Here is a 16,624-nt window from a genome sequence, read left to right as displayed (position 1 = left end):
CCTCCTACGAACTACTATAGATGTCATAGATAGTATTGCTATCCTTGTTAGGAATCGCGTCATATTGAGCCCTTGTACCAGACCAATACTTCATCGGTTGCCCACTGTTTTGATTGATGATGTTTTGCCCTGGCGCTCCATCCGCTCCTCTAGCTCCTGCCGGTCCTGCCGGTCCTGCCGGTCCTGCTGGACCCGTTGCACCGTCACTAACATTGTCAAGCCGTGTGCTAGCAGCTGCTTTAATGCCGTTGTGCGTTACAACGATGTAGACCTCAAGCCAGCCTCCTGAACGCTGAGAAGCATTCCACTGACCAAACTTTCCATTTGCATCAGGCGTTTGGTTTGGCAAGCTTTGCCAGTTGTTATTTCCAAAGCCTCTGTAGTAATAATCAACAGTATAGCCACTAGTTAACCGTGTTCCGTCATAGTAGACATCTGCAATCAAATTCAGCTGACTAGTCGCACCGTTTCGATAGCTTCCCTCGATACGGACATTCGCATTTAAGCTATGACCGTTATCTCCTCGCAAACCCTCTCTCTGTTGACTCGTCAGGTTCTCGAACCGCATAACACCGTCCGCTCCTTTTGGCCCTACTGGTCCTGTTTCTCCACGGTCACCTTTGGGACCAGTCAGATATTGCAGTGCTGAGAATCGGTCACGGCCATTTCCAACCTTGACCTTACCTGTGTCGCTCTCAACGCCTAACTCTCCATCAAGTAAGACCAGAGTGCTACTTGCCCAGTCTCGTGCTGACATGCGCTTATGCTGAACCCTTACTGGGATTGTTTCTGTCATGTTCTTCCTCCATCAAAAATAAAAGTTGGACTCTCGTTCCAACTTCCGTCATATCTAGCATTTTGTCCATCAGCAACCGTCTTATAGACTGGTGCTAGTTCAATCCGTCTTGTCTGATTGTCAATCGTCACAGACTGCTCTACATTCTGATACCAGTCCCCTGAGAAGGTCAGACGATAGGCACCGTAGTAGACTGCCAAGACCTGCTCCTCTTTCTGGACAAGGTCTTTATCAATCACTGGCATGACCGTATTGGCAGGCGCTAAATGAACATGTCCACCATAAAACGGATTCTTATTGACCACCACAGTCACATCTGTCTTCCCGTAAGGTGTACAGGTTGCTGACCAGCTGATGACGTATTTTTTACCAATCTCAAAGCCTTCTCCATTGTGGCCAACTTCTACGAAATCCGTTCCGTAGCTAATTTTTTTAGCCGTACCACCATTCAAGCGGTTCTTATTGTACTGGGTATTCCCGTCCCCACCAATCAAGCTCGCATTAACCCTTGCAGTCTCGCTTACTTGCTCCAGCTTCTTACTAAGTTCAGCAATCGAATCCGCACCACTCATCAGTTCCTCACGGATACGCTTCACGAACTCAGGACGCTCTTTCTCCATTTCTTCGTGGATTTTGGCTCCCATTTCTTCAGCCTTAGCCTTGTACTGCTCGATGGCATCCGTGATAGCTTTCTCACGCTTGGCAAATTCAGCGTCAAACGCACGGTCAGCGTTGGCGATTTCCTTTTTCAAACGTTCTTCAAAAATCTTATGTAGATTTCGACTTTCATTCAAAACGGCATCATTTACAATCCCACCTATCGCATTCGCAAGACTGGATTGGAATGTCCCAAAACCAATTGATTTCAGGCGTTTTGCCATTGGCGAATAGGTGTATTTCGTGATTTTCTTACGCACATCAAGACCGTACCATTCATGGTAGATGCTGACCACATCGAACATCCGAACCGCTACATCGCTCTGGCCGACAACTGAAATTTCAAGGTTATCTTCCAGCATGTCGCACATACTTGTCCGAAAATACTGCTTTCCGTATTCAATCAAACTAGCTTGGTCTTTGACATTCTGGTCATTGACCTCAACAACTGCTTCATAGATTTGGGTATATTTCCCAAGCAAGGGACTATCAATCACCACTACATAATCAACGTCAGGCGCCTTTTCTCCCTCTCCTTTGACGGTCGTTTTAAAGGTTATCCGAGTTTTCAAAGATTTCGTTGAGGTCTTGTGCTGGTAGCTAGACAGGTTTTTCTTGTACATAAAAAGCGATTCATTTTCAGAACCGCCATTCTTCAACAAGCGTAAGTTGTAGCCATTTCGCACCATATCTCCGCCCCACTGACCAAGGATAGAGTGCTTGTCTTTGGCCAAGACTTCCATAGCATTCTTGTCCTTAATATTGAGCGTATGCCTGTCGTCAATATCCGAGAAAAAAGAAAAGGGATTGGTTCTGGTAATACTACCAGCCAATGCGCTCAATACCCTCGTCCCACTGACACGATCCACATCGATAGAGCTTACGATGTAGTTATTTAACAGGCTGATAACCTGATTGGCATAGACTTGGATATATCCTTGTTGCTTTTCAATCTCAAAAATATAAAAATCCTGCTCGCCATGCAGGTCATCTGCAGTCAGAAAGGTTTCCTCTTTCAGTAATTCCCACTTGGGATCCGACGTAGGAAAACGAAAGGTCAGTTGATAAGTATTGTTCCGCTCCTGAACAATTTCATCGTTATAGGCCTCGTTCAAAGGCGTGTTGCCCTCTGTAAGATAAATCATAAGATATACCTCCAATTTGGCCGAACCGTGATCTTACGAACCGAACCAGTAAAGACCAGACCGTTATTACCAACTGCCAACTCAAAGAAGCCTCCACGTTTACGTAGCGTATTTTGAACCGCACCATCTGCATTATAGATATTTTGTTTCTTATGCCTACAGTCAATGGTCACTTTTCGTCTAATAGTCAAGTGCATAGTTGTCCGTCCAATAGTCAAAGAAATATCTCCGTCCCCCTCAATCTCAATCACAGGCTCACTATAGACAGAGCCTGGATTGTTGACATTACCACTGGCGGTAAAGACCAAAGGAGCGACACTTTTTTGATAGCGGAATGGTTGCATACTCAACTTAATTTCTAGTTTCCAGCCGTGCATCCCATGAGGTTTATATTTTGCACTGACGAAGTCAGCATAAAATAAAGAGCCTAGTTGGTAGCTAAACTCTAGCGTATTATCATTTGGTTGGAATCTCTCAACGATTTTAGACGGATCTACCGTCCTTGGTAGGTAAAATCCAAAAGTCCTTTCGTAACTTTCGTAAGCACCATCCAAGACACGGTAATTCCCATTAACCCCAAATAGGGTAGCTGTTTCTGAAACCTTAGGCTTAGCAGCCTCTACCTCGCCAAAGTCAGTCACGACACAGTTAGGAATGGTTGAAGTATTGAAACCGTTGATAATCATGTATTCCATTAAATTCCCTCTCTAGCATAGATCGAACCTTGGCGTTGGTAGACGCTCATTGAAATTTTATCAGCATCCAGATAAGTATCTGACGGCTTTTCAAGGATAGCAGTAAGGATCTTCTCCATACTTGCTCTCAGAATCGCTATCTCAGACACGGTTTGACTATCTTTTGCCTCGATTTGAGCACTTGGCATAGCCAAGCTTGCTTCAAGATTTTTGGCAATAGTCGGTGTTCCACTCAAACCAAAATCATCATTTGAAAATGCGTTTGAGATTTCGCCAGCCATTCCGCTGACCGATTTCTTAACACCTTTGAAACGCTCTTGCAGTCCTCTATCTAAACCTTGCATAATCGCATTACCAGCAGGAATCAAGAGCTTGCGGTCGTATTCAATCGGACCTTTGTGATCAGCAATCCAACCAGCAATACCGCCAACGAAGTCAGTGACAGCATTCCAAGCGGATTTCAAACCATTTAAAAATCCGTCAAGAATAGCCTTACCTGCCTCCCAAAGGTCAATGTTTTTGATTCCGTCGAATATGCTTGTAACCTTATCAACAAGATCACGAACACCTTGTTTCATGCTTTCCCAAGCATTTTTAGCGCCTTGGACAAGTCCATCAATCAGACCTAAGACAGTTGATTTCAACCCTTCCCAAGCACTGCTTGCGACAGATTTGATCGTGTTCCAGATGTTAGATAATATCTGAGCAAAACCATCAAAGATAGCCTTACCTGCAGCGGACAGCCCTTTCCAGATGGCCTCACCGACACCCTTTATAGCATTCCAAGCGGTGCCCCAGTCACCATTGATGATAGCCATGACTGCTTTTATAATGCCACTAATAACATCCATAGCCGTCTGAATAGCAATCTTGATTAATTCCCAAACTGTTGTCACAACAGTACAGATATTGTTCCAAGTTCCTTCAATGAAAGGAGCAAGGATATTCATTGCGGTTTCAATAATGGATTGAATAATCGGCATAACCGTCTGAATAACTGTCTGGATTGCGTTCCAAACCGTTGTGAACGTTTGTTGAATCAAACCTTGATTTTCAGTCCACCATAGGGAAATACCGTCCCAAACAGACCTAATAAAATCAACAACTGCTTGGATAATCGGAGCAACAACAGCCATCATATTGTTCCAGACGGTTGTTGCTGTTTCAACAATACCATTCCAAACTTCGGTCAAGACTGGTGCGACAGACTGCCACACACCAGAGAACCAATCCATGAAGCCTTGCCAGATTTGTCTCCCCATCTCAGTTTGAGTGAAGAAATAAACCAAGCCTGCAGTTAATGCAGCAATCGCAGCGATTGCAATTCCAATTGGATTGGCACTCATAGCAGTAAATAGACCCGTGACTGCTGTTTTAATTGTCGTTAAGACAGCAGGTATTCCAGATAGCAATCCCGAGACTGCCGAAAATGCTTTAAAAGCTAAAAATGCAGAACCAAGAGCGGTAACGATACCACCCATGATACTTCCTAGACCTTCGCCGAAAATTCCGCTGAAAACGCCCTTGATTCCTCCCAAAATAAGGGTAGGAATTTGTTTAAGAATATTTCCAATCATCGGAATCAGGTTTCCAAAAAGAAATGTGGATGTCGTTTCCATTAAAGCTTGTAAAGCAGGTTGGATATCTTCACCCAATGATAACTTCCCAAGCACATTTTGAGCAGCTGCTTTCATCGATTCAAAGGATCCTGTGAAAGTCGTTGACGCTTCTTTTGCAGTCGTACCAGTGATTTTTAACTTACTTTGCACAACAGAAATAGCATTAACGATATTACCAAAAGACATATCTCCATCTTTAACGGAAATGTTCAGTTTCTCTTGTTCATCCTTGTAGCTTGCCGCATCTGCTATAAGACGCTTCATTTCTTGTTGAGTACCACCATAACCAAGCTTCAAGTTGTCGAGCATGGTGTAGTTCTGTTTGGCAAAGCCTTGATATGCCATCTGGATACTATCCATTGATGTCCCCATCTTGTTCGCATTATCCGACATATCAACCATTGCTCTGTTAGCAACATCAGCTGCTAAATTCACATCTCCACCAAGAGATTGCAACAAACTAGCTGAGAAGCCTGTCACATTCTCCATGTACTTGTTTGCAGATAAACCAGTAGTTCGATAGGCTTCTTCAGCGTAGCCTCTAACTTTTCCTGCTGATGTTTTGAAAAGTGTTTCAATACCACCAATAGATTGTTGAAGGGCAGCCCCTTCAGTTATGGATGCCCCGATTGCCTGACCAATTCCAGCAGCAGCAATAACTCCTGAAACAGCCCCCATCATTTTGGATCCGAGGGATTCGCCTGCGCTAACGCCAGCGGAGGCGACTTCACCACCCATTTCCTTTTGAATCATGCCACTAATGCCTTTAGCAGACGGAATGATTTGTACATAGGCTTTTCCTAATTCGGTCGCCACTATTCCTCACCTCCTGTTTTCGCAAGTAAAGCCTTGCGATAATTTTCAAAATCCTCACCAGATTCAAAGACGAGATAATCCCTTTCGTCACTCTCTTCTTTGTGATTTTTTTTAAGCAATTCAGCGATTGATGTCGGGCGATTAACACCCTTTTGGCCATCCTTGGTTTGCAACCACAAAGAAAGAGACAGTCTGTCTACGATATTTGCAAGTAACGTCGTTTCAAGAGGGACGATTTGGTCAGACATCATCTGCTTTATCCGTGAATCGTCGCGCAAACCATACGCAAAAACAGCCACCTGATTTAAAGGTAGCTGTTTGTAGTCGTATATCTGGTAGGTTTCCGCCAAGTCACAGACAAGGGCATCTTCGTCCAAATTAATCATCTGAGCGAGGACTAAGATTTTTTTAAGCCGTTAACTGATTCAAAAACACTCTTGATTTCATCTGCCATTTTATCATTTGGCACGATGCCATCTTCTTCTCTTAGATGATCTTTAAAAGCCTTGGCTTGCTCATCTCCGAATAAAAGTTTTACAACTTTAGGAAAGACTTGACCTTGTCCTTCGTCAACTTCACCAATCAATTCCAACAATTCATAGTTATTTAAACGACGCTCAGAAATTTCGAATTTAAAACCTGACTTCGTTTCCCCTTTGAATGTTTTACTCATCTATTTTACTCTCCTTGAATGTATTTATAATGTGTATTTCCTTGGTCGTCTGGTAAAGCGGTAATAGTTAATTCATAACCAATTGGCTCACCATCCTTGTAGCTAACTTCTCCAATTTCGCTCACCTTGCCACGAGGAATGACGATACGTTGGAAGTTTTTGTTTTTTAGGAGAATATCAATTACCAATGAGTGCTCTGGCAATTCGTTTGAATTTGCCTTAACAGTAATCCCGGTCGACAAAGTTCCTGTAACATTATCTGCACCATAAGTTTCTTTGAGGACTTCTACATTAAGACTTTCAATTAACTTAAATTTAAAGGTATCTTTCTTTTCGGTCTGAGAAGACAAGACTGTTTGTCCACCCCAGGCTTTGACTTCTTCACTTTCTGGTGAGTTTTCATTAGTGATACCGTCTTCCGAGATATATCCTAACGATTTAAATGCTGGATTTAAATCTGATTTTGAATCAGTTGGTAATAATGTACCTAGTGGTGCACTTGCAATTGCTCCACTTGCTTTAGGCTTAGCAGCCGTTACATTTGATGCTGATGCAGTCGTCATATTCTTTCCTCCTGTTGATTCTGCATTTGGTGTTCTTACTTCTGTCGCTTCTAATTCTGGCGCCAAAACTACACCTCCTTTTTAAAAATAATTAATGTCATATACCGCTTGATAGCGATATTGCTTCGTTTCTGTGTCTGTAAAGTTGTAGTCACTATTGTGATGCACACCGCTAACTTCGTTGACTGTGATGAGATTCTCAATTACTTTCTTGACTTTCTCATTTAACTCAGCAGCCTTTTGTAATGACGGCGCATAACTTTGAAAAGCGAATGTAGCGGAATGAACGTAGTCACTTCCACCGCTTCCAGTCTTTTCTAAAATGACATAACTTTCAGGCATTTTCGGTTTATGCTCAAAAAAAGACGGAACATCTAACTGTCCGTCCAAAAAATTCTTTATAACTAATTCGATCATCTCATAGCCTTCAGTAAAATATTATGTTTTTTATTTCTAGCCATGCTCTTGATATCAGTCGTACTAATCTTTGCATTGGCACGTTTTTGCCCTGGAGATACAGTCAATTCAAATCCCTCACCTGCTCTACTTGCAATCCCTTGCCCTTTTTCCCTCAAAATGCCCTGCATTTCGGAAGAACGTAGCAAGGCAGACACGCCAGCCGAGTTCAATTGAAATTTCATATCACTCATAAACTTCAACCATAACCTTTCTATTCCAAGATAATGGAATCATTGACTCAATTCCCTCTTGAGGGATGCCAATCGTCCGCCATTTACGACCAAAAAACTTGACCTCACGGTTTTCCCACTTGTTGGCGTCCCCTTTGGGAATACCAAGTGTATAAACCGCCTTTTTTCCAGTCAAGTTCATTTGATTGATGACGTCCTCTGATGAAGTTGGGGCAACCAATACATTTTGAACCTCAATCTCAACATCACGATGGATTGGATGACCGAAATCGTCGTTACCAATTTCCACCTTGTCTATTAAAATGACAGGGATTCCTTTTAGGTAGGTCATAAATTTCAATCGCTCCATATCGTTGTTTTTTCTTCAAACCAAGCCTTTTAAGTTCGGTATCTTTGATAAAGAGACCGCCTCCAGGCACAAGGTAAGAACCACTAAACGAATAACCCAAGGCACTTTCAGAAACCTGAGTCATCGGTTCATGGTCTGTTGAGGTCATGAGGGTTCGTGCCACGATATCGACCGTGACAGACTTGGCGACACTAGCGAATGACACGTTTTCTGCCACCATATCGTCAAGGTCTTTACCGACTTTTTCAGCTTCCACTCGCAAAGAATTAGATACAACTTCCAACAAAGCCTCAGCCCTTGCACGCTCATCAAATTTCAACGAGCGCCATAACAATTCCAAGTCTTCAATCTTTGCAAAATTTTTCATAGCTTAACCCTTGTTTTCCTCGTACAAGGCTACCAAATCGGATTTTTTTGAACCTTTATCGTAATCAATGCCTAATTCATCCAAACTAGACTTCAATTCCGCCACGGTCAAATCCGCTCCGCTTGGTGCCGTATCTTCCACAGGCACCCAATCACCTCCGAGAATACACTCAGAGGCGATTATAACGCCTGATTTTAAATCACGGTATAAAGCCATAAAACTTACGCTTTCACACGAGCGAAGGCATCTTCATCAAGGATACCCCAGCCAATAAAGGCTTCCGCACGCAAACAGATTTCATTGTAAGCTTTAAGGTCACGACCAGCACCGTCTGGATCACCGTATTCAATGATTTCCATCGGAATGTTTTCAGAGTACCCCCACTTGAAGCGGTTTTGGAAGTCTCCAACGATAGCATGGTCTGTTTCAGCAGTTCCACCAGTGACAGTAAGGTTCTTGTTGATATCTGATTTCATGCCGTAGAACGAATCTGGATTTTGACCAAAACGGAACTCAGGATATTGAACAACACCGTTTACCTTAACTTTCGCCAATGCTTGCCCAGCAGCTTGTGACAAAGCAATACCATTTACTTCACACCCTCTAGCTGTAACTTGCTGTACTGCTGACTCCAAATTCTCATCGATTTTAGTTTCATCATACGCCACGATACTTCCGTTAATCACACCATCAAATGAGTTGGTTGCACGGAAAGACGCATCCGTCATTGTTTTTGGTTCTAAACCATGAAGAGCGGCAAGGTCAAAGGCTTCCGCAATCTTCTTAGCAAATCCGTCCATATATGCTGACAAGAAGTTCATTCGTTTTTCTTCAGACGCATTTTTAAATTCATCTGTAATACGGGCTTGGTAAACAAATTTAAGCGGTTTGATAACTTTTGAAGTCAACTTCGCTTTATTTCCGAGTTTTTGCTCACCTTCACCAACAATTTGCGCATTTCCTTCAAGGTTGAAGATGAATTGCTCTACTCCATTAAATGGGATTGGGGTTTGTGCTGATAATTTAGCCAATACAGATTTCCCCTGTACCTTGTCAATCAATTCTGTTACTAGTTCTGGTTTGAAAAGTGTTCCAGTTTTCATTGCATTATCTGTCATAATTTCTATTCTCCTGTTGGTAGTAATTCACGAAGCATTTGCTTCATTTGCATAGTTTTGTCATCACCCATAGCAGGCTCAGTATCTCTTAGTGGTGCTTGAGGTGTTGCTGGTCTCATAAAACCAGCTAGACGCTCAGCGTCAGCCCTTAACGCCTCTTCGTCAGCACCTTGAAGACGGTCAGCTAAGTCATAAGGCAAGCCATTTTGTAAAGCGATACGAGTTCGCAAGTTAGCAGTTTCATAATTGCTCACTTGCCCCTGCAATTCAGTGATTTGAGCGTCTAATCCCGCTCTGGTTTGCTTGTCATCTTCAACAGTAGACTTCAAAGCACTGTTTTCAGATTCCAGTTCTGAAACACGTTTTTTAAGATCATCATAATCACCGAATTTTTCACGCTCACGTCTGATACGTTCCTTCACGATGTTATCTAGCTCTTCCTGTGTTTCAATCGTTTTAAATTCAGACATCTTCATGTCTCCTTTCTCCTGCTTTCCCGGCAGTTCGGTAATTTTTTAGGCATCAAAAAAAGCAGTCTCTCAACCGCTCTTCTTAATAACTGATTTTTTGCTTTTTCTTAGGCTTAGTTGTGACACAAGCCCAATGCGCAAGCAAGGCGCTATCCATCAAAGAAATATCCATATCCGCAAAATGCGAGCGATAACCAAACCCACCGTTTGAACCAATGTTCCGTTTCTCGCAGTTGGTTGTGATTTTCTTTAAAGACGGTTGACCAGCATGGCACAAGGTCTTTTGATAAATCCCTTGTTCCCACATAGAGTTAGCCACGATGATTTCCTTAACCGTGGGCAATATCACGCTCTTCATGCGTTCCTTCTTCAACTCTTCATCAAGGATTTTCTGACCACTTGCCCCATCGACTACGATAGTAGCCACATCAGCACGCTTGACAAAATCCAAGATCCAATCATTTCCATTACGAACTGACTGACAGTCAATCGTCTCAACAAAAATCCGCTCATCTGCCGTACGAACAGCAATACTTAATGCCACGTTTGCGCCATCTTGACCATATTTGACTCCAACAAACAACTTACCTGACAAATCAGGCATAGAGCCAACGCACAACTCATTCCATTCCGTTTCCGAAATAGCAGATTTCTGGTTGTATTCTGGCCAATAACCCAAACGCTGAACATTATGGTCTAGCTTATCATCACCAAGCTCGGCTTCTATCTTCCGCTCATTCAAATGGTAGCCCATTGAGGGATTGGAGTTATACCAGGATTCGACATCATCAATCTCTTTTTCCTCAGAAACTGACCATTCTGCCCAACCTGAGTATTTCCCTTTCCCAAAAAGGCAAGTCTTACGGTAGTTTGTGAATACCGTCCCATTTGAAACAGGTGTAGGAGGTGTCCCACACATGATTGTGATTGGATTGCTACTATCCGTTACTGTATATTTCAAGGCTGATTCCTGCTCAGTCGTATATTCCTGAGCCTCATCGATAAAGAGAAGGTCAAAACCTTCCCCCAAACCACCGTTTGAAGTTCTGGTACGAAATTGGATAACACCGCCACTCTTGAAAAGCTCTATCCTCTCTTGACCTTTAGCACGAATTGAGCTAAAATCTTCCCCTTCAACGTACCCCATTTTTTCAAGGTACTTTTTAACCTTTTCAAAAGATGAGTGTGAAGTAGATATTCTGTGAGCCGTGTGTAGGATGTTCATGCCATCATGAAGTGCCCATATCTCAAAAATGTAAACAACTTCCGTTTTCCCATTTCGCCGTGGGATAGAATAACCAAACTTCTGATGAACCCATAGACCATCTTTGTCAACGGCCATCATAGGGGTCAATAGGTTTATCTGCCAAGAATAGCACGATAACCCGGTTCGCTCATAGAGCTCAATCGCTTCTTTTGCCTTAGAATTCTTCTTGACGTACTTTAAAATTACCGATTGAGTAGGATTCTGATTGCCAAGTTTCTTTCTAGCCATCCACTGCTCCTTTCAATCGTACCGCATGATAACCCTATCGCTGGGATGATTTAATTAATCACGTTCAAAATATAGTTTTTAGCAACATCGAGCATTCCCAATGCCTGCAAACTACTATCCCAGCTATAGCCAAGATTTATCTCACCATCTTTATCCAAAGAAACCACTAATACCGAAGTATAGTTATGACTAGCCTCAAGATTTTCTTCCAAAATTTCTTTCACAGAAGCACCACGCTCCAGACTAGACTTTTTCTCTGAAAAATCAATCGTGTTTTCCATCGTTACCCCTTTCTAAGCATAAGAAAAGCACCCTTACGAGTGCTCTAACATATTATTTTCTATCTGAAAAGTAATCTTCCCAAAATGGATTTTCTTTATCAAAGATTTCAATCTCCTCAAAAGTCATGTTTTGAGGATAATCTTCAAAAAGGTTATAGAACTTCTTTTTATCAAATGTGATAAGCATCAATCCTTTGGCATACCATGAAGTATCAACCCACCAGATTTTATCATCATCGTTTTCCTTGTAACAATACTCTGACCAGTTCACTTCTTCGTAATCACTTTTCATGCCCTTCAATACCTTTCATTTGTTTAGATTCAGCTGTGTTAAGGAAACTCAATATGTTATGAAATTCAGGATTGTCTTTTAATGAATTTACATCAATAAGATAGCTATCTACATCATATTTACGTCCCCTTACAGCATGAGATTTCTGAGCCTTAAATCTTTTTTTCAAAACAGTGTTATCAAACGGTTTAAACCCATTTACAATTTTTGATTGAAGCTCCAAATATTCAACTAGATTATCATTCTTCCTAATGATTGCAGCATGCCTACCTGTTGCCAAGTAGTATTCATTACCGTTTTCTACATTTTCCAACAATTCCTTTGTAGCTTTGAAATCATTTGTGTTTTTTGCGACATGCATCTTAACACCTGGTAGGTTTCCAATCATATTGATTCTGCTATTCCTAGAAAAGAAATCGCAACTCTCTCCACCTCTAAAATCTAGAACAGTATATCCACCTTTATTCCCTATATAAGCGAATGCGGCTGATGAACAAGAACCTTTTGTCTTATCTCCACCACTAATCGCTTGAATAATTTCTTCTTCGGTTAATCTTTTCGGACTTTTTTGAATAGGGTTTGAAGGTATCCCTATCTTAAGTGCAAGTTTTCTAACTTCACTAATTTGAGATTGCACTCCGATGTTCTTTCTTGCTTCTATTTTATCACTTTTGTCACTTTTACTCCATGTCTTACTCCAAACATTTTGGACCTTACCACTTTTAGGATCATAATCAACAGTGCATCGACAACGTTGGTGCCTTCGATAAATATCCTTTGGAACTCTTGGATATTTATAAGTACCTTGAACTTCCTGACACCATTCACAGCAGTGATAAGCAGATTTTCTTACAATCTCAGGTTGCAAACCAGATTTATGATGAAATTCCGCATTTTTCTGGATACTATCATCAATTATTGACTGAGTAAAGTTCACAACAGGCTCTTCTAACAGCCAACGAACATCATCAAAACTTTCCTCACTAGCTAAACGATTGACCAGGCCATCAATTCGGTCTTGATTGAGTTCAGGAACCTGAGCAGCTAACCCGATTTTAGCCTCAGAGTTCAAATTTTTCTGAACTTGCTCAGCATAATCACTCACAAGCTCATGATTTCGCCCCAGAACGTCCGTCAGCACGCGCTGAGCGATATTGTAATATATTTTTCCGTCTGGTAGTGTTTCGTTCGTCAGATAGGTTCCCAGAGCCTTAGAAAGTATCTCCCCAATTTCAATAGCATATTGATTAGCGTCCAAATAACTTGCCTTGCTATGATGTAACTTAGACAGCAAGTCTTTCAAGACCTCGCTGTCCAACCTAGCACCTTCAAACTCAGACTTGATTTTCTTGAGCAGGCTCGGAACGATATCCTCCACCATCTGCAACCTCCTTCACTACTGGAGCAGGCTTATCTGACCCTTTGATTCCAGTCAAGTCACGGATGGTTTCAGCATCCATATAGCCAGGCACCGCTTGATTCAGTTTGATAACACCGTCACCAATCAAGGTCAACATGTTAGCGTCCGCCTCAAACAAAGGCTCCCACTTCACGACCGTCTTATTAAACTGCTTTCGCAAATATGGAAACTCATCACGTAAGCAAGTAGCCACATAAGCCACATTCAGCAGACCAGAACCCAGAGAGCGCTGAGCCTTCCGACCAGCTAACCGCAAGTTCTCATGACTAGCCTTGATAGCTTCAACAGATGACGGATTGTCAGATACAAAACCAAGGTCATCCAAGGTCAAGCCCATCTCCCCAGCAAATCCAGCTGCTGCAGTCCGTAACTGCTCAGTAAAAGGAGACATACTGGACGTGGTGAATTGTCCCACATTCGGCTTGTCCCCTTCGTCATCTTTTGTAAATGTCAGCAAGCTAGACACAGTTGCTTTCCAAGTATCAATTGCCTCAGCATCTTGACTCAATCCCAACACATACTTCTGAGGGAATGAATAGAACTCAGCAGTCACATCTGACCGCTCAAGCGTTCGTTTAGCATATCTCTGATAGTACATTCCAGCCCTAGTAATTCGTGACCGACCAAACGGACGGACAGCATCAGGTCTATGAATGACTGGAACCAGCAAAGGAACCCCCGTTGGATTTTCGATTGCAAAAGGCTGACCATCTTTTGGATAGAACCAAGTCACATCACTAGTGAAGTAAGCCTCAAGCAAAGCATATCCATTATCATCTCGTTTCAAGACTGCATATCCCTCTGTCAGTAAGCCAGTGATAGGATCTAGAACGCCAGTCGCATTGCTTGCCTCGATAACCTGCAATCTAGGAGCGTCATCGTCGTCTCCTTGCGAGACGTAGACAAAACAACACGACCCAATCAGAGCTGAAAGGATCGCGCTATCAAAGAATACATCTGGATTGTTCTGAGCAAAGATTTCATTTGCCTCAAATTCGTCGTTAGCAAACTCACGAAAGACCAAACGGTCTGCTAGGCTATCAACACCCTTAGCAGCCCAACCTAAGACTGCCCGATATTGTTGCCTGATTTGAGGGGGTATCGTAATACCAACATCTATATCGTTGTGTTGCATAGCATACTGATTATATCTAGTATCTACACCCATTTTGTAATTGGCTAGCTTCTTCCTGAGATAGCCCATACCTTTCAATGTCATTTTATACAACTACCTTTCATTTCCCGCGAGAAAAAATGTACAGTGACGGTGTGAAGCCCTGAAGCACCGAGGGGGAGGGGGTCATCCCCCCACCTTGGCAGGACCGCTCGTCCTTTTTTTAATCACGTTTATTTTTTTAACTCTTATATTTAAACCAATCTGTACTTTGTGGCAAGTTCCTATTACCGATAACCTTTGTTCCGTTTGTCTTCTCATCAGCATATAGCTTGTCAGACTTCTGCCTATTGCATTGCCAATGCGCTAACTGCAAATTAGCAATATCAGATGGATGTCCGTTCTTATTTACTGGAACGATGTGGTCAATGACTGGACTTAATGGATGAGGATATCTCAGGTCTTTGTCTACAGGCTGGCCACATATCCCACAAGTGTTTCTTGTCTTTAAGATAATCTTCTTGTTCTTCTCAAAGGCTACTCTATGAGGTCCACTACGGTCCGCTCGGAGGGGGTTGGTATTCATCTAGGGAGGGGGTCCTTTCTTTTTAAGGGAGGGGGTTGGTATTCTCAAATGTACCCCCTCGGTATCTTTCAAAGCAGGGGTGTTTTTAGTGCACCCACCCCCTCTTGTATTTAACATATCTTATATTCTGTTAAATAAAATTAAACAACTTCAAAACCAAGAGCGCCATGGCTTTAACTATATTTTTCTAAAAACTAATTTACATTTTCTCATTATGTAAAATAGATAGGTTGTTTAATAGTCAAATGATAGTATACTCTGGTCAAGTTCGTCTTGACTGTACCCGATATATCCTAGTGTGATATCTGGTGTAGAGTGATTGAATATCTTTTGAAGGATAGCTACATTGCTATTCTTTTTGTAATGATGATATCCAAATGTCTTCCTCATTGAATGAGTTCCTATGTGATTCAATCCTACATACTTAGCTGCGTCTTGCAGTATTTGATAGACCGCTACCCTTCCAATGTGTGTGATACGAACACCATCTGTTCTCTTTTTCTTTTTACTTGGAAAGAGATAATCGTACTCTGCTAACTGATTATCTTTAATGTAGCGATTGATTTCTTTTCTGAGGGGTGGGCTGATTGGAAAATACCTTATCTTCCCTGTCTTCTTCTCTTTTAGTTCAATCCTATCAGCGATTACTTGTTTAACTTGAAGAGGTACTATGTCGCTCACTCTTAGGCCTGAATAGATTCCAAACATAAACAAAACATAGTTTCTATCGCTTTTGTTCTTCAAGTAATCTTTGATTCGTTCAATGTCATCTAGATCACGAATTGGTTCTACTTTCTTCATGTACCTCTCCTTTCTACATAAAAAGCCACTGGGCGTGGCATTGAATATGACAGTAGCTGGAATTGAACCAGCTGGTCTAGCAGTAAAACGCACGTTTGGTAAAAGTTTCAAGGAGACCCAAACAACCTGCTAACCTGTCCTTACTGTCTAAGAGGCCGAAACCTCTGTATTTTTTAGGAGTCCTCATGACTGTTCGTTGCCAATCATTGGATAATACTATTTTAGCACCTTTTTCTGTTCCAATTCTCCCAAGATTTTCCCAGATTTTTCCCAAGATTTTCCCAGAAATCACTTGTAAACTAGAAGGTTGCTTGCTTGATAGGACTCCGCAAACTCTAATAGAGCTTTGTTCAATATCCGATAATATTCACTAGATGAGTAGCCTAGTTCTGAATAAATGCTATAGTCTTCCCTCTTCTTTTTTCTGCAATATCTTTCAACAAGAATACGCGAGTATTCCAAATCTGAAAGATTATTAATTGCCTTAGCAATTAACTCTAAATCCTGCTGAGCTGATACTCTACGCACAACCATACTTTCTACCTGCTTGCTTGTCTTGCCACTTGATGATCTTGGTTCAAGCGAGTAGGATATTGTTATTTTGGGGGCGTATTCTTCTCCAGCTATCCGTCTCAGGCGACTGTATTTTTTAAGGACTTTGATAGCTTCCTTTCTGGTTTTCTTTTCATCGATTATATCCAATAATTCTATTTGCAC

At 41.9% G+C, this 16,624-nt stretch carries 22 protein-coding genes; all 22 read right to left on the bottom strand.

The window, feature by feature from the left end; all coding sequences use genetic code 11:
- Nucleotides 1–4 precede the first annotated feature (4 nt).
- The gene (locus D8848_RS11030) at nucleotides 5–796 is read right to left on the bottom strand and encodes a collagen-like protein (RefSeq protein WP_125443117.1); all 792 of its coding nucleotides are present in this window, start codon (nucleotides 794–796) and stop codon (nucleotides 5–7) included.
- Nucleotides 793–2,598 (bottom strand): phage tail spike protein, encoded by a 1,806-nt coding sequence (locus tag D8848_RS10910; protein WP_260467293.1) that lies wholly within the window; start codon nucleotides 2,596–2,598, stop codon nucleotides 793–795. The genes D8848_RS11030 and D8848_RS10910 overlap by 4 nt, the downstream gene beginning before the upstream one ends.
- Nucleotides 2,595–3,293: a phage tail protein gene (locus D8848_RS05375; RefSeq protein WP_125443116.1), complete on the bottom strand. Its 699-nt coding sequence runs from the start codon at nucleotides 3,291–3,293 to the stop codon at nucleotides 2,595–2,597. The genes D8848_RS10910 and D8848_RS05375 overlap by 4 nt, the downstream gene beginning before the upstream one ends.
- Nucleotides 3,293–5,728 carry a phage tail protein gene (locus D8848_RS05370; RefSeq protein ID WP_125443115.1) on the bottom strand — a complete coding sequence of 812 codons (2,436 nt, stop codon included), beginning with the start codon at nucleotides 5,726–5,728 and terminating at the stop codon, nucleotides 3,293–3,295. Before D8848_RS05370 ends, D8848_RS05375 begins: the two co-directional genes overlap by 1 nt.
- Nucleotides 5,728–6,114: a DUF5361 domain-containing protein gene (locus tag D8848_RS05365; RefSeq protein ID WP_125443114.1), complete on the bottom strand. Its 387-nt coding sequence runs from the start codon at nucleotides 6,112–6,114 to the stop codon at nucleotides 5,728–5,730. The genes D8848_RS05370 and D8848_RS05365 overlap by 1 nt, the downstream gene beginning before the upstream one ends.
- Nucleotides 6,115–6,125: 11 nt before the next feature.
- Nucleotides 6,126–6,401, bottom strand: coding sequence for a hypothetical protein (locus tag D8848_RS05360; RefSeq protein WP_050243014.1), 276 nt, complete (start codon nucleotides 6,399–6,401; stop codon nucleotides 6,126–6,128).
- A 5-nt stretch (nucleotides 6,402–6,406) separates the two neighbouring features.
- Nucleotides 6,407–6,964 carry a phage tail tube protein gene (locus D8848_RS05355; protein WP_125443222.1) on the bottom strand — a complete coding sequence of 186 codons (558 nt, stop codon included), beginning with the start codon at nucleotides 6,962–6,964 and terminating at the stop codon, nucleotides 6,407–6,409.
- An 81-nt stretch (nucleotides 6,965–7,045) separates the two neighbouring features.
- On the bottom strand, nucleotides 7,046–7,381 hold the full coding sequence (locus D8848_RS05350) for a hypothetical protein (RefSeq protein WP_125443113.1): 336 nt from the start codon (nucleotides 7,379–7,381) through the stop codon (nucleotides 7,046–7,048).
- Entirely contained in the window at nucleotides 7,378–7,605 is a 228-nt protein-coding gene (locus D8848_RS05345) for a hypothetical protein (protein ID WP_240148714.1), read from the bottom strand. Before D8848_RS05345 ends, D8848_RS05350 begins: the two co-directional genes overlap by 4 nt.
- Before the next feature lies 1 nt (nucleotide 7,606).
- Complete coding sequence (locus tag D8848_RS05340) at nucleotides 7,607–7,945, bottom strand: hypothetical protein (protein ID WP_020903570.1); 339 nt, start codon at nucleotides 7,943–7,945, stop codon at nucleotides 7,607–7,609.
- The gene (locus D8848_RS05335; protein WP_125443112.1) at nucleotides 7,890–8,330 is read right to left on the bottom strand and encodes a phage Gp19/Gp15/Gp42 family protein; all 441 of its coding nucleotides are present in this window, start codon (nucleotides 8,328–8,330) and stop codon (nucleotides 7,890–7,892) included. The genes D8848_RS05340 and D8848_RS05335 overlap by 56 nt, the downstream gene beginning before the upstream one ends.
- A gap of 3 nt (nucleotides 8,331–8,333) precedes the next feature.
- The gene (locus D8848_RS05330) at nucleotides 8,334–8,477 is read right to left on the bottom strand and encodes a HeH/LEM domain-containing protein (RefSeq protein ID WP_260467292.1); all 144 of its coding nucleotides are present in this window, start codon (nucleotides 8,475–8,477) and stop codon (nucleotides 8,334–8,336) included.
- 74 nt (nucleotides 8,478–8,551) lie between these two features.
- On the bottom strand, nucleotides 8,552–9,448 hold the full coding sequence (locus D8848_RS05325; RefSeq protein ID WP_125443110.1) for a phage major capsid family protein: 897 nt from the start codon (nucleotides 9,446–9,448) through the stop codon (nucleotides 8,552–8,554).
- 5 nt (nucleotides 9,449–9,453) lie between these two features.
- Nucleotides 9,454–9,918 carry a capsid assembly scaffolding protein Gp46 family protein gene (locus D8848_RS05320; protein WP_125443109.1) on the bottom strand — a complete coding sequence of 155 codons (465 nt, stop codon included), beginning with the start codon at nucleotides 9,916–9,918 and terminating at the stop codon, nucleotides 9,454–9,456.
- An 82-nt stretch (nucleotides 9,919–10,000) separates the two neighbouring features.
- A complete protein-coding gene (locus D8848_RS05315) occupies nucleotides 10,001–11,413 on the bottom strand; it encodes a terminase large subunit (RefSeq protein ID WP_125443108.1) in 1,413 nt (470 codons plus the stop codon).
- 50 nt (nucleotides 11,414–11,463) lie between these two features.
- A complete protein-coding gene (locus D8848_RS05310; protein ID WP_125443107.1) occupies nucleotides 11,464–11,694 on the bottom strand; it encodes a hypothetical protein in 231 nt (76 codons plus the stop codon).
- 52 nt (nucleotides 11,695–11,746) lie between these two features.
- Nucleotides 11,747–11,986 (bottom strand): DUF7675 family protein, encoded by a 240-nt coding sequence (locus D8848_RS05305; RefSeq protein WP_125443106.1) that lies wholly within the window; start codon nucleotides 11,984–11,986, stop codon nucleotides 11,747–11,749.
- Nucleotides 11,976–13,367 (bottom strand): hypothetical protein, encoded by a 1,392-nt coding sequence (locus tag D8848_RS05300; RefSeq protein ID WP_125443105.1) that lies wholly within the window; start codon nucleotides 13,365–13,367, stop codon nucleotides 11,976–11,978. Before D8848_RS05300 ends, D8848_RS05305 begins: the two co-directional genes overlap by 11 nt.
- Complete coding sequence (locus tag D8848_RS05295; protein WP_125443104.1) at nucleotides 13,321–14,625, bottom strand: phage portal protein; 1,305 nt, start codon at nucleotides 14,623–14,625, stop codon at nucleotides 13,321–13,323. The genes D8848_RS05300 and D8848_RS05295 overlap by 47 nt, the downstream gene beginning before the upstream one ends.
- A 136-nt stretch (nucleotides 14,626–14,761) precedes the next feature.
- A complete protein-coding gene (locus D8848_RS05290; protein WP_050228905.1) occupies nucleotides 14,762–15,106 on the bottom strand; it encodes an HNH endonuclease in 345 nt (114 codons plus the stop codon).
- A gap of 234 nt (nucleotides 15,107–15,340) precedes the next feature.
- Nucleotides 15,341–15,907: a site-specific integrase gene (locus D8848_RS05285; RefSeq protein WP_000754954.1), complete on the bottom strand. Its 567-nt coding sequence runs from the start codon at nucleotides 15,905–15,907 to the stop codon at nucleotides 15,341–15,343.
- Between the two features lie 288 nt (nucleotides 15,908–16,195).
- On the bottom strand, nucleotides 16,196–16,624 hold the full coding sequence (locus D8848_RS05280) for an ArpU family phage packaging/lysis transcriptional regulator (protein ID WP_020903580.1): 429 nt from the start codon (nucleotides 16,622–16,624) through the stop codon (nucleotides 16,196–16,198).

Origin of the sequence: Streptococcus mitis (assembly GCF_003942775.1) — a bacterium.
In the GTDB taxonomy this organism is placed as follows: Bacteria; Bacillota; Bacilli; order Lactobacillales; family Streptococcaceae; genus Streptococcus; species Streptococcus mitis_CN.
This window is presented reverse-complemented; position numbering and strand designations above follow the sequence as displayed.

What these genes read in the sequence shown, in the direction of transcription:
- D8848_RS11030 (WP_125443117.1), bottom strand. Translation starts at nt 796, where the DNA reads ATGACAGAAACAATCCCAGTAAGGGTTCAGCATAAGCGCATGTCAGCA.
- D8848_RS10910 (WP_260467293.1), bottom strand. Translation starts at nt 2,598, where the DNA reads ATGATTTATCTTACAGAGGGCAACACGCCTTTGAACGAGGCCTATAAC.
- D8848_RS05375 (WP_125443116.1), bottom strand. Translation starts at nt 3,293, where the DNA reads ATGGAATACATGATTATCAACGGTTTCAATACTTCAACCATTCCTAAC.
- D8848_RS05365 (WP_125443114.1), bottom strand. Translation starts at nt 6,114, where the DNA reads ATGATTAATTTGGACGAAGATGCCCTTGTCTGTGACTTGGCGGAAACC.
- D8848_RS05360 (WP_050243014.1), bottom strand. Translation starts at nt 6,401, where the DNA reads ATGAGTAAAACATTCAAAGGGGAAACGAAGTCAGGTTTTAAATTCGAA.
- D8848_RS05355 (WP_125443222.1), bottom strand. Translation starts at nt 6,964, where the DNA reads ATGACGACTGCATCAGCATCAAATGTAACGGCTGCTAAGCCTAAAGCA.
- D8848_RS05350 (WP_125443113.1), bottom strand. Translation starts at nt 7,381, where the DNA reads ATGATCGAATTAGTTATAAAGAATTTTTTGGACGGACAGTTAGATGTT.
- D8848_RS05345 (WP_240148714.1), bottom strand. Translation starts at nt 7,605, where the DNA reads ATGAAATTTCAATTGAACTCGGCTGGCGTGTCTGCCTTGCTACGTTCT.
- D8848_RS05340 (WP_020903570.1), bottom strand. Translation starts at nt 7,945, where the DNA reads ATGACCTACCTAAAAGGAATCCCTGTCATTTTAATAGACAAGGTGGAA.
- D8848_RS05335 (WP_125443112.1), bottom strand. Translation starts at nt 8,330, where the DNA reads ATGAAAAATTTTGCAAAGATTGAAGACTTGGAATTGTTATGGCGCTCG.
- D8848_RS05325 (WP_125443110.1), bottom strand. Translation starts at nt 9,448, where the DNA reads ATGACAGATAATGCAATGAAAACTGGAACACTTTTCAAACCAGAACTA.
- D8848_RS05320 (WP_125443109.1), bottom strand. Translation starts at nt 9,918, where the DNA reads ATGTCTGAATTTAAAACGATTGAAACACAGGAAGAGCTAGATAACATC.
- D8848_RS05315 (WP_125443108.1), bottom strand. Translation starts at nt 11,413, where the DNA reads ATGGCTAGAAAGAAACTTGGCAATCAGAATCCTACTCAATCGGTAATT.
- D8848_RS05310 (WP_125443107.1), bottom strand. Translation starts at nt 11,694, where the DNA reads ATGGAAAACACGATTGATTTTTCAGAGAAAAAGTCTAGTCTGGAGCGT.
- D8848_RS05305 (WP_125443106.1), bottom strand. Translation starts at nt 11,986, where the DNA reads ATGAAAAGTGATTACGAAGAAGTGAACTGGTCAGAGTATTGTTACAAG.
- D8848_RS05300 (WP_125443105.1), bottom strand. Translation starts at nt 13,367, where the DNA reads ATGGTGGAGGATATCGTTCCGAGCCTGCTCAAGAAAATCAAGTCTGAG.
- D8848_RS05295 (WP_125443104.1), bottom strand. Translation starts at nt 14,625, where the DNA reads ATGACATTGAAAGGTATGGGCTATCTCAGGAAGAAGCTAGCCAATTAC.
- D8848_RS05290 (WP_050228905.1), bottom strand. Translation starts at nt 15,106, where the DNA reads ATGAATACCAACCCCCTCCGAGCGGACCGTAGTGGACCTCATAGAGTA.
- D8848_RS05285 (WP_000754954.1), bottom strand. Translation starts at nt 15,907, where the DNA reads ATGAAGAAAGTAGAACCAATTCGTGATCTAGATGACATTGAACGAATC.